The sequence below is a fragment of the Gilliamella sp. LMG 34359 genome (assembly GCF_984569085.1).
Window position 1 is genome coordinate 223,327 of record NZ_OZ474906.1, and the last position, 15,505, is coordinate 238,831.

The 15,505-nt window shown below is 37.7% G+C and carries 13 protein-coding genes; 11 read left to right on the forward strand and 2 right to left on the reverse strand.

Annotated elements, in window-relative coordinates; all coding sequences use genetic code 11:
• Positions 1 to 164: 164 nt before the first annotated feature.
• Together xseA and xthA are read right to left on the reverse strand one after the other, a co-directional pair.
• Complete coding sequence (gene xseA, locus AC5LXV_RS01190) at positions 165 to 1,508, reverse strand: exodeoxyribonuclease VII large subunit (RefSeq protein WP_493467171.1); 1,344 nt, start codon at positions 1,506 to 1,508, stop codon at positions 165 to 167.
• Positions 1,509 to 1,532: 24 nt separating this feature from the next.
• Positions 1,533 to 2,339: an exodeoxyribonuclease III gene (xthA, locus tag AC5LXV_RS01195; protein ID WP_493446493.1), complete on the reverse strand. Its 807-nt coding sequence runs from the start codon at positions 2,337 to 2,339 to the stop codon at positions 1,533 to 1,535.
• A gap of 115 nt (positions 2,340 to 2,454) precedes the next feature.
• Here xthA and tyrA point away from each other — a divergent pair, with 115 nt between their 5' ends.
• From tyrA to recC, 11 genes are all read left to right on the forward strand, one after another.
• Positions 2,455 to 3,576 (forward strand): bifunctional chorismate mutase/prephenate dehydrogenase, encoded by a 1,122-nt coding sequence (tyrA, locus tag AC5LXV_RS01200; RefSeq protein ID WP_110432292.1) that lies wholly within the window; start codon positions 2,455 to 2,457, stop codon positions 3,574 to 3,576.
• A 96-nt stretch (positions 3,577 to 3,672) separates the two neighbouring features.
• Positions 3,673 to 5,010 carry a phosphoglucosamine mutase gene (gene glmM, locus AC5LXV_RS01205; protein ID WP_110432291.1) on the forward strand — a complete coding sequence of 446 codons (1,338 nt, stop codon included), beginning with the start codon at positions 3,673 to 3,675 and terminating at the stop codon, positions 5,008 to 5,010.
• Between the two features lie 248 nt (positions 5,011 to 5,258).
• On the forward strand, positions 5,259 to 6,041 hold the full coding sequence (gene atpB, locus AC5LXV_RS01210) for a F0F1 ATP synthase subunit A (RefSeq protein ID WP_110432290.1): 783 nt from the start codon (positions 5,259 to 5,261) through the stop codon (positions 6,039 to 6,041).
• A gap of 37 nt (positions 6,042 to 6,078) precedes the next feature.
• Entirely contained in the window at positions 6,079 to 6,315 is a 237-nt protein-coding gene (gene atpE, locus AC5LXV_RS01215; RefSeq protein ID WP_065563772.1) for a F0F1 ATP synthase subunit C, read from the forward strand.
• 24 nt (positions 6,316 to 6,339) lie between these two features.
• Positions 6,340 to 6,810, forward strand: coding sequence for a F0F1 ATP synthase subunit B (gene atpF, locus AC5LXV_RS01220; protein WP_034883242.1), 471 nt, complete (start codon positions 6,340 to 6,342; stop codon positions 6,808 to 6,810).
• A gap of 13 nt (positions 6,811 to 6,823) precedes the next feature.
• Positions 6,824 to 7,357 carry a F0F1 ATP synthase subunit delta gene (atpH, locus tag AC5LXV_RS01225; protein ID WP_493445576.1) on the forward strand — a complete coding sequence of 178 codons (534 nt, stop codon included), beginning with the start codon at positions 6,824 to 6,826 and terminating at the stop codon, positions 7,355 to 7,357.
• 11 nt (positions 7,358 to 7,368) lie between these two features.
• Positions 7,369 to 8,910 (forward strand): F0F1 ATP synthase subunit alpha, encoded by a 1,542-nt coding sequence (atpA, locus tag AC5LXV_RS01230; RefSeq protein ID WP_110432288.1) that lies wholly within the window; start codon positions 7,369 to 7,371, stop codon positions 8,908 to 8,910.
• Between the two features lie 14 nt (positions 8,911 to 8,924).
• Complete coding sequence (atpG, locus tag AC5LXV_RS01235) at positions 8,925 to 9,794, forward strand: F0F1 ATP synthase subunit gamma (RefSeq protein ID WP_034883246.1); 870 nt, start codon at positions 8,925 to 8,927, stop codon at positions 9,792 to 9,794.
• A gap of 47 nt (positions 9,795 to 9,841) precedes the next feature.
• A complete protein-coding gene (atpD, locus tag AC5LXV_RS01240) occupies positions 9,842 to 11,224 on the forward strand; it encodes a F0F1 ATP synthase subunit beta (protein ID WP_025314341.1) in 1,383 nt (460 codons plus the stop codon).
• 26 nt (positions 11,225 to 11,250) lie between these two features.
• Positions 11,251 to 11,676, forward strand: a complete 426-nt coding sequence (locus AC5LXV_RS01245) for a F0F1 ATP synthase subunit epsilon (RefSeq protein WP_034883253.1) — start codon at positions 11,251 to 11,253, stop codon at positions 11,674 to 11,676.
• Positions 11,677 to 12,295: 619 nt separating this feature from the next.
• Positions 12,296 to 15,499, forward strand: coding sequence for an exodeoxyribonuclease V subunit gamma (gene recC / locus AC5LXV_RS01250; RefSeq protein WP_493467172.1), 3,204 nt, complete (start codon positions 12,296 to 12,298; stop codon positions 15,497 to 15,499).
• The last annotated feature ends 6 nt before the right edge of the window (positions 15,500 to 15,505 follow it).

Here is a 15,505-nt window from a genome sequence, read left to right on the forward strand (position 1 = left end):
GATATTATATCCTTAATACTATTTAAGGTGCAATTTTATCCAATTTCCAACATTAAATTTTATTAAAAATGTAGATTATTAATAAAAAGAAAATAACTGAATAAAACGCTAATTTCCGATTAAATTATCAGGAGTTAATTTTTAAAACTTAAACACGATTATTATCAATAAGCCTTTTTGTCAATCTCAACAACTTGACTAATTAATCTACCCGTTTTCAATTGCGTTGAAATAAAATCACCAATCGATACCTGTTCAACACTGCGTATTACTTTTTGTTGCTGATCGGTGGTTACTGAGTAACCACGATCTAAAGTCGCAAGTGGACTTACACTATTGAGCTGAGATGTTTTTAGTACAAATTGATGCTTAGCATCTGTCAGCCTTTTTTGTATTAAATTAAGCAGTTGTTGCTGTTTTTGTTCAAGGCGTTGGCCATAGTAAACAATTTTATGTTGTGGTGAAACCGCGACCAAACGTTTATCAAGTAGATTATGGCGATAAGATTGCCTTAATAAGTATTGCTGAATATTTTCAAATAAGGCATGACGACCAGTTAATAAACGATTTAATTGTTTTGCTAATTTTGCTTGTGGGTGCTGTGCCTGTAATCGCTGATAACGCTTATTTAAAAATTCTCGTCGACGCATTAAATAGTAATCAATCGCCATACATAGATATTGCTCTTGAACTTGTAAACTTTTAATCTGTTCTAATTTATCACGACTAACCAACTCAGCTGCTGCCGATGGTGTAGCTGCGCGGACATCCGCAACAAAATCAGCAATGGTAAAATCAACTTCATGACCAACAGCACTGACAATCGGTAACTGGCTTGCAAAAATAGCCCTTGCCACAACTTCTTCATTAAATGCCCAAAGATCTTCAATTGAGCCACCACCGCGACCGACAATTAATACATCACATTCTTGGCGAACATTAGCAATTTGGATCATTCTGGCTATTTGGGCTGGCGCTTCGCTACCTTGTACCTGCGTAGGATAGATAATCACCTGTAAACTTGGATCGCGGCGGTTTAATATCTGACAAATATCATGTAGCGCTGCGCCTGTTGATGAGGTAATAATACCGACTGTACGAATATTATCAGGTAACGCCTTTTTATAAACCGCATCAAATAACCCTTCTTCTGACAGTTTTTGTTTTAACTGTTCAAATTTTTGTTGTAACAAGCCTGCGCCAGCTGGTTGTAATTGATTAATAACTAATTGATAGTCACCACGGGCTTCATAAAGTGTTACCGAAGCATTAACTAACACTTGTTGACCATTTTGTGGGGTAAATCCAGTACGAAAATTGCTATTACGAAACATAGCACAACGCACTTGGGCAACTTCATCTTTTAAGGTAAAATACCAATGGCCTGAAGCTGGGCGAGAAAAATTGGAAATTTCACCGACTAACCAAATCTGTCCAATAGCATCAGAAAGCAAATCTTTAACGATTTGGTTAAGATCTTTGACCGATAAAATCGAGTTGCTTTGCATACTATTATCCTTATGGTAAAAAAATTAATCTAAATCAAATTGAGCCCAAATTGGCGCATGATCTGACGGTTTTTCCATTCCTCGAATATCGTAATCGATACCGGTTTGACCACAATATTGCATAAGCTTTTGGCTAGCTAGTATTAAATCAATTCTTAATCCAGTTTCGCTAGCAAAACCTTTCGAACGATAATCAAACCATGAATATCTTTGTGAATCTGGGTTAGCATGGCGATAAGTATCGGTATAACCCAATGCCATTAAATTATTTATCCATTCACGCTCTTCCGGCAAAAATGAACATTTACCCGTTCTTAACCATCGTTTACGACTATCTTCAGTAATACCAATATCTAAATCCGTTGGGCATATATTCATATCGCCCATAATAAGTGATAATTGACTATTAAGTTGTTGAGATTGTATATATTCGATTAAATCTCGATAAAATTTGCGTTTAGCCGGATATTTAATTTCATGATGTAAACTTTCACCTTGGGGAAAATAGCCATTAATAACCATTAAATTACCTTGGCTAGTTGGCAACTCCGCTAAAATTAATCGACATTGTGCGCCTTCCTCATCGGTCGGAAAACCACATTGTACCGATAATGGTTTTTGCTTAGTCAATAATGCTACGCCATAATGTCCTTTTTGACCGTGATAATGTAAGTGATAACCAAAGTGTGCAAGTTCCTCAACTGGAAATTGATCATTGTGAACTTTAGTCTCTTGTAATCCAATTATATCAGGTTGATGCTTATCAATTATCGCGGCTAATTGATGGATCCTAGCGCGTAGACTATTAATATTAAATGAGATAACTTTAATCATAAATTTATTGTATTTGATTTAATTTTGCAATTGACCCATGCTACCAAAAATACGTTATACTGTTAAGCAATTACAGTAAAAGCTATAACTTGTGATAAAGAGATAACCGAATATGTCAAAGGAATTACTTGCATTGCGCGATAAAATTGATGAAGTTGATCAATCAATTTTATCTTTAATTAATCAACGATTAGCATTAGTCGCCAAAGTGGGCGAAGTGAAAAGCGAGCATGGAATTCCGATTTACGATCCTAAACGTGAAGCGGATATGATAGCTAAACGCAAACAAGAAGCTGAAAATTTAGGCATTTCATCAGCGTTAATTGAAGATATTTTACGCCGCTTGATGCGTGAATCTTATATAAGTGAAAACGACAAAGGTTTTAAAAAGGTTTACACTGGCAAAGGATCGATTGTCATCATTGGTGGTAATGGACAAATGGGTAGACTATTTGCCCGACTATTTACCCTGTCAGGTTATACAGTCAAAACCTTGGGTTCAAAAACCATGCATCAAGCAGCCGAAGTCGTTGCTGATGCTGCTGCCGTTATTGTTACCGTACCTATCAACAAAACATGTGAAATTATTGAACAATTACCTCCATTACCTAAAGATTGTATTTTAACTGATTTTACTTCAATCAAAGTTAAACCTTTACAAGCGATGTTGGCTAAACATACCGGTCCTGTGGTTGGCTTGCACCCGATGTTTGGTCCCGATGTGCCAAATTTAGCCAAACAAGTTATTGTTTACTGCCAAGGTCGATATCCTGAACAGTACCAATGGTTAATTGAACAGATGCGGATTTGGGGAGCCAACTTATGTGCTATTGATGCGAAAGAGCATGATAAATGTATGTCGTTTATTCAAGCATTACGCCATTTTACTTCGTTTTCCTATGGCGTAAATTTACAACGAGAACACGCAGATCTAGAACAATTAATTACCCTCTCTTCACCTATTTATCGCTTGGAATTAATGATGGTTGGTCGCTTGTTTGCTCAAGATCCGGTACTTTATGCAGATATCATTATGGCGTCAGATGATAATATTGAATTAATTAAACGCTATTACCAATGTTTTGGACAAATGGTTAAACTAATTGAACAAAGAGATAAAACCAAATTCATTGAGAATTTCAATCAAGTAACCCAATGGTTTGGTCGTTATGCCGAACGTTTTATTAAAGAGAGCCAAGTGCTATTAAAATTTGCTAACGACAATCGAGAATAAGTTTACTTAGCTTGCATTTTTTATAAAATAAAAAATAACTTAACATTATAAAACTGGCAATTGGTCAAATAAACAATTTCAGTATGAGGAAATAACATGTCTAATCGGAAATATTTTGGTACAGATGGTATTCGTGGAAAAGTTGGCGAGTATCCTATTACTCCTGATTTTGCGCTCAAATTAGGTTGGGCCGCTGGGCGAGTACTAGCTAAAGATGGTGTTAAAAAAGTCCTCATTGGTAAAGATACCCGTATTTCAGGTTATATGCTTGAATCGGCATTAGAAGCCGGATTTGCCTCAGCCGGGGTTGCCGCCGCTTTTACTGGTCCAATGCCAACGCCAGCCATTGCTTATCTAACTCGTACCTTTCGCGCTGATGCGGGTGTGGTTATTTCTGCATCCCACAATCCTTTTTATGACAATGGCATTAAATTTTTCTCAACTGAAGGTCGCAAACTCGATGATGCTATTGAGTTAGAAATCGAAGCACAACTCGAAAAACAGATCGATTGTGTTGAATCAAAACAACTTGGTCGGGCTAGCCGAATTACTGATGCCGCTGGTCGCTATATCGAATTTTGCAAAAGTACCTTTGATCACGATTTAAGTTTAGCAGGTTTAAAAATCGTGGTGGATTGTGCCAATGGTGCCACCTACCACATCGCCCCCAAAGTACTGCGTGAGCTCGGTGCGACAGTAATTAAAATTGGCTGTGATCCTGATGGCGTCAATATTAATGAAAATTGTGGTGCAACTGATGTAAAAGCATTAACCAAACGAGTTCTTGAAGAGAAAGCCGATTTAGGTTTTGCCCTCGATGGTGATGGCGATCGTATTATTATGGTTGATCATCAAGGGAATAAAGTTGACGGTGATTTAATTATTTACATTATTGCCCGTGAAGCTTTAAGGCAAGGTCAGCTCAAAGGTGGTGTTGTCGGTACCTTAATGAGTAACATGGGGTTAGAAATCGCCCTTAAAAATCTTGGTATTCCGTTTGTAAGAGCAAAAGTTGGCGACCGCTATGTGCTTGAAATGTTGGTTGCAAAGAATTGGCGATTAGGCGCAGAAAATTCAGGTCATGTTCTATTACTGGATAAAACCACTACTGGTGATGGAATTGTTGCTGGGTTACAGGTGCTCGCTGCCATGATACGCAATGATATGTCATTAGCCGATTTATGTAGTGGCATGACAATGCTACCTCAAGTATTAATAAATATCCGTTTTGCCGGAAAACATGACCCATTAACTAATGCGACAGTAAAATCTACAATTGAACAAGCAGAAAAGCAACTCGGTAATGAAGGGCGTGTTTTAATTCGTAAATCAGGCACCGAACCACTTATTCGTGTGATGGTTGAAGGAAGCAACCGATCTGAGGTGCAAAAATTAGCGGAACAAATTGCCTGTGCAGTTGAAGCCTCAAATTAGACTGTTTTTTTATCATTCATTCGGCTATTGAGGAATAATAGCTTTATTGGACTGATTTAGTAATACTTTCAATATTTACACAATATTATGAAAAAGTGTCTAAATTCTTTATTTTTTTAATCAGTTGTTGACTTATTATAGGTGATTGGGGTTAAAATAATAGCTTCGGTTATTGCAGTGATTGTTCGTACCTTTTAAGTAAGACAAAATCTGTAGTGTTCATTTTTAGAAATAGGTAAGAGGGTTATATGGCAGTTTCCTCTCCAGCTTCACCGCAAGCTTATATAAAACACCATCTGGAGAACTTGCAAGTCGGTTCTGGTTTTTGGACCTTTAATCTTGATTCGTTGTTCTTTTCAATTGTACTGGGTGTGCTTTTCTTATGGATCTTCCATCGTGTAGCAAGGAAAGCGACGAGTGGTGTACCAAGTAAACTTCAATGTGCGGTAGAGATGATCTTTGAATTTGTTAATAATACTGTCAAAGATATGTTTACTGGTCAAAATAAACTCATCGCCCCTTTAGCACTTACTGTGTTTATCTGGGTATTCTTAATGAATTTAATGGATCTTATCCCGGTCGATTTTCTACCTTACGCAGGGCAATATTTAGGTCTATCTCATTTAAGAGTCGTACCGACAGCTGATGTTAGTATTACCATGTCAATGTCATTAGGTGTCTTTGCACTCATCATCATTTATTCAATCAAATATAAAGGTATTTCAGGATTTATTAAAGAATATACCTTGCATCCATTTAATCATTGGGCATTTGCGCCAATTAACTTAGTCCTTGAACTTGTTAGCTTATTAGCTAAACCTGTTTCTTTAGGATTACGACTCTTCGGTAATATGTATGCTGGTGAACTTATCTTCATCTTAATAGCAGCATTATTGCCTTGGTGGTCACAATGGGTACTATCATTACCATGGGCTATCTTCCATATTTTGATAATCACCTTACAAGCATTTATTTTTATGGTATTGACTATTGTCTATTTGGCAATGGCCTCAACAACCGAAGATCATTAATTTTAACTTTTCTTTAGATAATAAACTGGAGTATATAATGGATAGTATGAGTATGTTATTTGTAGCCGCTGGCATAATGATGGGATTAGCTGCGATCGGTGGTGCAGTTGGTATTGGTCTACTAGGTGGTAAATTCTTAGAAGGTGCTGCTCGCCAACCAGAATTAATGCCTATGTTACGTACACAATTCTTTATCGTTATGGGCTTAGTTGATGCGATCCCTATGATTTGTGTGGGTATTGCGTTATATGTCATTTTTGCTGTTGCTGGTTAATAATAACTTAAGAGGAATTGTCTCATGAATATGAACGCAACTCTCCTCGGCCAAGCAATTACATTTGTATTGTTTGTTTGGTTCTGTATGAAGTTTGTTTGGCCTCCGGTTATCCGAGCGATTGAAAAACGCCAAAAAGAGATAGCGGAAGGACTAGCTTCAGCAGAAACAGCAAAAAAAGATTTGGAATTAGCCAAAGCAAATACATCTGACATAATGCAACAGGCTAAGGTTGAGGCTAATGCAATTATTGAGCAAGCGAATAAACGCAAAGCAGCCATTCTTGAAGAAGCACAACAAGAAGCTTCTCGTGAAAAAGAAAGGATTGTTGCTCAAGGGCTTGCTGAAGTTGAAGCTGAGCGTAAACGCGCTAGAGAAGAGCTTAAACAACAAGTCGCTACACTCGCTATTGCCGGTGCAGAAAAAATTATTGAACGTTCTGTTAATGAAGCCGCTAACAGCGACATCATTGATAAACTCGTAGCTGAACTATAAGGAGAATAGAGCAATGGCTGACTTAATTACGATTGCTCGCCCTTATGCTAAAGCCGCTTTCGACTTTGCTGTTGAAAAAAACAGCATCGAATCATGGCATAAAATGTTAGTGTTAACCGCTGAAGTGAGCAAAGATGCCCAAATCAGAAGTGTTTTAACATCTGACATGAAAACCGATTCAGTGGCTAACTTACTCATCAATATCTGTAAAGATGTACTTGATGAGTATAGCACTAATTTTATTAAGGTTATGGCTGAAAACAAACGCTTATCGCTTCTTCCTGAAGTGTTAACATTGTTTGAGCAATACTGTTTAGATAAAGATGCACAAGCAGACGTTGATGTAATTTCTGCCAATGAGCTAACCGAAGAACAACTTAATAAAATTTCTGTCGCTGTCGAAAAACGTTTATCACGAAAAGTAAAACTAAAATGTCATATTGATAAATCGCTCATTTCTGGTTTTATTATTCGTACGGGCGATATGGTTATTGATAGTAGTATCAGAGGACGTCTAAATCGACTAAATGACGTTCTACAGTCTTAAGGGGACTGATAATGCAGCTAAATTCAACTGAAATAAGTGAACTAATTAAAGAGCGGATAGCTCAGTTCAATATTGTGAGTAACGCTCACAATGAAGGAACAATCATCTCAGTAAGTGATGGTATCCTTCGAATCCACGGATTAACTGATGTAATGCAAGGCGAAATGATTGCATTACCTGGTAACCGATATGCAATGGCATTAAACCTTGAAAGAGATTCTGTTGGTGCAGTGGTCATGGGACCATACGAAGACTTATCTGAAGGGATGAAAGTGCAGTGTACTGGTCGTATTTTACAGGTACCAGTAGGTGATGGTTTATTAGGCCGTGTCATCAATACACTTGGTGAACCAATTGATGGTAAAGGTTCGATTCAACATGATGGGTTCTCACCTGTAGAAGTTGTTGCTCCAGGCGTTATCGACCGTCAATCTGTTGACCAAGCATTACAAACTGGTTATAAAGCGGTTGACTCAATGATTCCAATCGGTCGTGGTCAACGTGAACTTATCATCGGTGACCGTCAAACCGGTAAAACCGCATTAGCAATTGACGCTATTATTAATCAGCGTAATTCTGGTGTTAAATGTATCTATGTGGCAATCGGACAAAAACAATCTACTATTGCTAACGTAGTGCGTAAACTTGAAGAGCACGGTGCGCTAAAAAATACCATTGTAGTGGTAGCATCAGCATCTGAATCAGCAGCGTTACAATACTTAGCGCCATACGCTGGTTGTGCAATGGGCGAATACTTCCGTGACCGTGGACAAGACGCGCTTATTGTTTATGATGATTTATCAAAACAAGCCGTTGCTTATCGTCAAATTTCATTATTACTTCGTCGTCCACCTGGACGTGAGGCTTACCCGGGTGACGTATTCTATCTTCACTCTCGTTTACTTGAACGTGCAGCTCGTGTTAACGAAGCTTATGTTGAAGAGTTTACTAAAGGTGAAGTAAAAGGTAAAACTGGTTCATTAACGGCATTACCAATTATCGAAACCCAAGCAGGTGACGTTTCGGCGTTCGTACCAACTAACGTAATTTCGATTACTGATGGTCAGATCTTCCTTGAAACTAGCTTATTTAACTCAGGTATTCGCCCAGCGGTAAACCCTGGTATTTCGGTTTCTCGTGTTGGTGGTGCTGCGCAAACTAAGATAATGAAAAAATTATCTGGTGGTATTCGTACCGCACTTGCCCAATATCGTGAATTAGCTGCGTTCTCACAATTTGCCTCTGACTTAGACGAAGCAACAAGAAACCAATTAAGCCACGGTGAAAAAGTAACTGAATTACTCAAACAAAAGCAATATTCTCCTATGACTGTTGCTGAGCAATCAATTGTACTTTATGCCGCTGAACGTGGTTATCTAGAAGATGTTGAACTTGCAAAAGTATTATCATTTGAAACAGCACTTCTTGCTTATGCCCATAGTCAATATGCCGATTTTGTAAAACAAATCGACGAGACAGGCAATTACAACGATGAGATTGAAAGTAAGTTAAAAGCAATGCTTGAAAGCTTTAAATCAACTCAAACTTGGTAAGGGTGAGGTAACAAATGGCTAATGCAAAAGAGATTAGAACGAAAATTGCCAGTATCCAAAGTACGCAAAAGATCACTAAAGCGATGGAAATGGTAGCCAATTCTAAAATGCGTAAAACGCAGGACAGAATGGCCGCTAGCCGTCCATATGCAGAAATGATTCGTGAAGTAATTGGACATTTAGCGTTAGCTCAAATAGGCGCCAAACATCCCTACTTAGAAGAAAGGGATGTAAAACGAGTTGGCTATCTTATCATTTCGACCGATCGTGGTTTATGTGGTGGATTAAATATCAATCTTTTCAAAACGGTTATTGCTGATATGTCAGCATGGCAAGAGAAAGGAGTTGAAGCCGATGTGGCTTTAATTGGTTCACGAGGGGTGTCGTTTTTCTCTTCAGTAAAAACGAATATTTTAACCCAAGTAACTAATTTAGGTGACGAACCAACTTTATCTGATTTAATTGGTCCGGTAAAAACAATGCTAGAGGCATATGACAACGGTAAAATTGATAGATTATATATTGTAACCAATAAATTTATTAATACCATGTCGCAAAAGCCGACAATACAGCAATTATTACCATTACCAGCTTCAGAAGATAAAGAACTTAAAGCTTCATCGTGGGATTATATTTATGAGCCGGATGCAAAATCATTATTAGATGTGATTTTACGTCGTTATATTGAATCACAAGTCTATCAAGCGGTGGTTGACAATTTAGCGAGTGAACAAGCAGCAAGAATGGTGGCCATGAAGGCAGCAACAGATAATGGTGCAAATTTAATTAATGAATTACAAATTGTGTATAACAAAGCCCGTCAAGGTGCTATCACAAATGAATTAATTGATATTGTATCTGGTGCAGCTGCTGTTTCAGGTTAATGCTAAATATTGGCTTATAGTTAAGAAAAAGACGTAGAGGAATAAAAATGGCTACTGGAAAGATTGTCCAGATCATCGGTGCGGTGGTTGATGTCGAATTCCCAGAAGATGCAGTACCAAAGGTATATGATGCATTAGAAGTGGAAACTGGCACTGAAAAATTAGTTCTGGAAGTTCAGCAACAATTAGGTGGTGGCGTTGTATGTTGTATTGCAATGGGCTCATCTGATGGTTTAAGACGTGGACTTAAAGTAGTAAATACAGGTCACGGCATTGAAGTTCCTGTGGGAACAAAAACACTTGGCCGTATTATGAACGTACTTGGTGATCCTGTTGATAAAGCAGGTCCAATTGGTGAAGAAGAGCGTTGGGCGATTCACCGTGCAGCACCAACATACGAAGAGTTGGCTAACTCAACAGAATTACTTGAAACTGGTATCAAAGTTATCGACTTAATTTGTCCATTTGCCAAAGGTGGTAAAGTAGGTCTATTTGGTGGTGCTGGTGTTGGTAAAACCGTAAACATGATGGAATTAATCCGTAACATCGCGATCGAGCATTCAGGTTACTCAGTATTTACTGGTGTAGGTGAACGTACGCGTGAAGGTAACGACTTCTATCATGAAATGAAAGAATCAAACGTACTGGATAAAGTATCGTTAGTTTATGGTCAGATGAATGAGCCACCAGGAAACCGTTTACGCGTAGCGTTAACTGGTTTAACCATGGCAGAAAAATTCCGTGATGAAGGTAAAGACGTACTATTATTTATCGATAATATTTACCGTTATACCTTAGCCGGTACCGAAGTATCTGCGCTATTAGGTCGTATGCCATCTGCGGTAGGTTACCAACCGACATTAGCAGAAGAAATGGGGTTATTACAAGAACGTATTACCTCAACAAAAACTGGGTCAATTACCTCAATCCAAGCAGTATATGTACCTGCCGATGACTTAACTGACCCATCACCGGCAACTACCTTTGCTCACTTGGATGCAACAATCGTATTAAGTCGTCAAATCGCATCATTAGGTATTTACCCTGCGGTTGACCCACTCGACTCAACAAGTCGTCAATTAGATCCACTTGTTGTTGGGCAAGAACATTACGATTGTGCTCGTGGCGTACAGTCAATTCTTCAACGTTATCAAGAATTAAAAGATATCATTGCGATTCTTGGTATGGATGAATTATCAGAAGACGATAAATTAACTGTTGCTCGCGCACGTAAAATTCAACGTTTCTTATCTCAACCATTCTTCGTTGCGGAAGTGTTCACAGGTTCACCGGGTAAATACGTACCATTAAAAGACACCATCAGTGCATTTAAAGGTATTATGAACGGTGATTATGACCATATTCCTGAACAGGCATTTTATATGGTTGGTTCAATCGACGAAGCGATTGAGAAAGCGAAATCTCTCTAAGAGATTTATAGAACGGAGAGAGCATTATGGCACTAACTTCCTATCAATTAGAAGTTGTTAGTGCTGAATCTCACCTTTTTTCAGGTGATGTTCAGCGAATCAGAGTCACAGGACGAGAAGGTGAACTTGGAATTTATCCTGGTCACACTCCGTTACTGACAACCATTAAGCCGGGAATGGTCGGGATTGTAAAAGCCGATGGACAAGAAGAATTTATCTATCTATCTGGTGGTATTTTAGAGGTTCAACCTACTATAGTAACAATCTTAGCTGATACCGCGATTCGTGGTGAAGACTTAGATGAAGCAAGGGCGCAAGAAGCAGTAAGACAAGCACAAGAACACATTAATCATCCTAGCGATGATATGTCTTTTGCTCAAGCATCTGCTGAACTTTCAAAAGCCTTAGCAAAAATACGCGTTATCGAGTTAACTCGTCGTATAGGTCAATAAATATACGTTGATCACTTAACAAAACAATAAAGGTTACAAATGAATAAATTGTAGCCTTTTTCATTAGCAACTTAACTGCATCTATTCATATCTGTTAAACAGCATTTTTATTTTCATTAACCGCGTTCCGCTACTTTTTATAGAAGCTATTTTTTATGATTTTATTGCCGATAAGACCAAAAATTGAGAATAATAGATTCACCGTGACATATGGGCATATAGAGCTATCACACCTATAACATCACTGCATCTCTTGGTTGACAGATCGAAACTTTTACAACCAACACCGTTTTTAATTCCCTTGAATTTGGGAGGAATTAACATTGCAAGAATTGATTTATTCTCGCTTACCATCGTAAATCATTAATCAAACATTTCTGTTTTTTAGTCTTTACTTAACTAAGTAAGCAAATTAAGTAAGCAAATGTTGCCAGCGAAAAATACAATTTTTCCCTTCTCTAAAACAGCGTTACGCAACTTTTTTATAAAAACTAGCTGATTTTATGAAAATTGTCGCTTTATAAAAAACCATGACCGATTGCTAGCTGGATTTATTAATAGCAATCGGCGATAATCAGTTCAATTAGATTAATACTAATGTAACTATATTTATGTAACTATGTTTACTATTTATCATTCAAATCAAGTCGATTTACTCAAAACATTAGTCAGCGAGTTAATGCGCAGAGAGCCATTAGAACAGGTGTTTACACCTGATATGGTTATTGTGCAAAGCCAAGGCATGGCACAATGGTTACAAATCGAATTGGCCAACGATCTGGGTATTGTAGCTAATGTCGATTTTCCCTTTCCCAGTCAATTTATTTGGCAGTTATATCAAACTCTGCTGCCTGAAGCACCGATTGAAAATAGCTATAATGTCGAATCAATGACTTGGCGTTTATATTATCTATTGCCGAAAATTATTGAGCGACCTGAATTTGATACCATCAAACATTATCTTAATATTGATAAAGAAGAACGAAAACAGTATCAATTAGCAACGCGCATAGCTCGACTATTTGACCAATATTTAGTCTATCGACCTGATTGGCTTGCCAAATGGGAAGCTAATCAAACGGTAATGGAATTAAACAATCATCCCGATGAGAAATGGCAAGCTGAATTATGGCGTCAACTCATCTCAATCAGTCAACCTTATCATCGTGCCAATATTTATCAACAGATGTTGGATATTATGTTAGATAGTGATTTTGATCGCTCGCGGTTGAACCATTTACCGAAGCGGGTTTACATTTTTGGTATTACCTCATTACCACCAATCTATCTGTCATTATTATCCGCACTTGGGCAACATATTGATGTCCACTTAATGTTTAACAACCCTTGCAAATGGTATTGGGGTGATATTGTTGAAAAACAGTTATCTGATATGCAAAATAGCCCTGACAATATTCCCAACCCACTGCTAACATCATGGGGGAAATTGGGGCGAGATAACCTATTTTTATTACAAGAGTTCAATAATAAACAAGACATTGATATCTTTGTCGATAATAAGCGCCAGTGTCTATTACAGGCTATTCAGCAAGATATCTTAGAACTCTACCAAACCAATGTAACTAAAATACCAGTAGACAAAACAGATAGATCAATAACGTTTCATGCCTGCCATAGCGAACAGCGTGAAGTTGAAGTACTTTATGATTATCTCTTATCGGCCTTCGATGCCGATCCAACACTGGAACTACGTGATTGCATTGTCATGGTTTCAGATATTGATAAGTATGTTCCTTACATTCGATCGGTATTTGGCAATGCCGAAGGTCAACGTTATTTACCGTTCACGATTTCCGATCAAAAAGCCCGCAACATCGATCCAATCGTGCAAGGATTTTTTGCTATTTTAAACTTTACTGCAAGCCGCTTTACCGCTGAAGAGCTATTTAATCTATTAGAAATTCCCGCCATTGCTGAAAAATTTGCCATAAGTGAGTCACAACTAACTTTATTACATACTTGGATTATTGAATCAGGCATTCGTTTTGGCCTAGAAAATGCTCACAGCTGGCTATTTGGCCTTGAACGATTATTACTTGGTTATACCATGAATAGTGAACAAGGTGGTTGGCAGCAGATTTTACCTTATGATGGTGCAACAGGATTAGATGCCGAATTAATCGGTCAATTAGCTGAATTTATAAAATCGGTACGTAAATGGCTAACTATTTTAAGTGAAGACAAACCGTTATCAGAATGGCAAAGTTGCTGTATTGAGCTTATCAATGACTTTTTTGTTAGCGATACTTCGCGCGAGTCGATTTTGCTAATGATTCAAGAAGAGTGGCAAAAGCTGATCAGCAGTGGTTTAAATGCCAATTTTACCGACAACATCTCGATAACTATTTTACATGATGCAATGCAATCACGCTTGGAACAAAATCATTTAGCCCATCGATTCTTAGTCGGTAAAATAAACTTTTGTACCATGATGCCAATGCGCTCTATTCCGTTTAAATTGGTTTGCTTGTTAGGTATGAATGATGGTGATTATCCAAGAACCTCTTTGCCTTTAGATTTTGATTTAATAGCGCAAAATCCAAGACGAGGCGATCGTAGCCGACGTATTGATGACCGTTATCTATTTTTAGAAGCGATCTTATCAGCACAAAATCAACTCTATATCAGTTATATTGGTCGGGATATGAAAGATGATAGCGAACGTTACCCATCGGTATTAGTCGATGAACTTTGGGATTATATTGTGCAGTATTATGCTACTGATATAGACAACAATAAACAAACTCAGCTAATTGATGGCTTAAGAACATTGCATACCCGCACGCCATTTAATCCACAAAATTTCTTAAATGAACCAAAAAGTTATGCCGATGAATGGTTGCCAGCCGCGTTAAAATCAGGGGCTAGCCAATCGTTTATCAGTGATATTAGCAATATAGTTATTGATAGTATTAATCTGGATGAATTGAAGCGTTTTTATCAACATTCTATTCGATTCTTTTTACAAAAACGCTTTAATTTTTATGTCAATTATTTAGATGAAACCTTGCCCGATGCTGAAAACTTTAGTTTGGATAGCTTAAAACGCTATCAACTCAATTTACAGATTTTAAATGAAATGCTCACCAAAGAGTCGCTAGGTTCTGATAATTTCTATCAACGCCTTACACTAACAGGTGAATTACCGGATGGTGCTTTTGGTGAGATTATTTATGATGAACTATGCGAATCATTACAACCATTAGCCAATAAAATCCTCGAAGAGAGAACCAATCTGTCAACATTAGAGGTGAATTTAACTATTCCGATAGATGGCCAACATTATCCATTACAAGGATGGTTAACCCATATTCAAGAAGATGGAATTTTAACTTGGCGACCAGCCAATCTTTCTATTCGTGATGGTATGTCATTATGGATCGACCACTTAATTTACTGTATTTTAAATTGGGATAAAACCGAAAGCCAAAGTCGGCTATATGGGCGAGAAGATAACCAATGGCGTTTTTTACATATTGATGCTAACCAAGCTTTAACTATATTGACCGATTTAGTTAAAGGCTATATACAAGGTATTAATCAACCACTGTTAATCCCACTACAAAGTGCATGGAGCTGGTTAATTACCACATATAATCCGAAAACAGCAGAAATTGAGCCTAGCGAAAAAGCCATCAGCAAATTATTAAATACTTGGCAAGGTGGGCAATTCCACTTGGCTGAATGTGACAGCTATTACGCCAGACTATATCCGGAATTGAACGATTCATTAATTGAGCAAATAACCCATTTTGCGCAGCGCTTTTTACTGCCGATATTAATACATCAAGTCGAACAATAGGAGGCA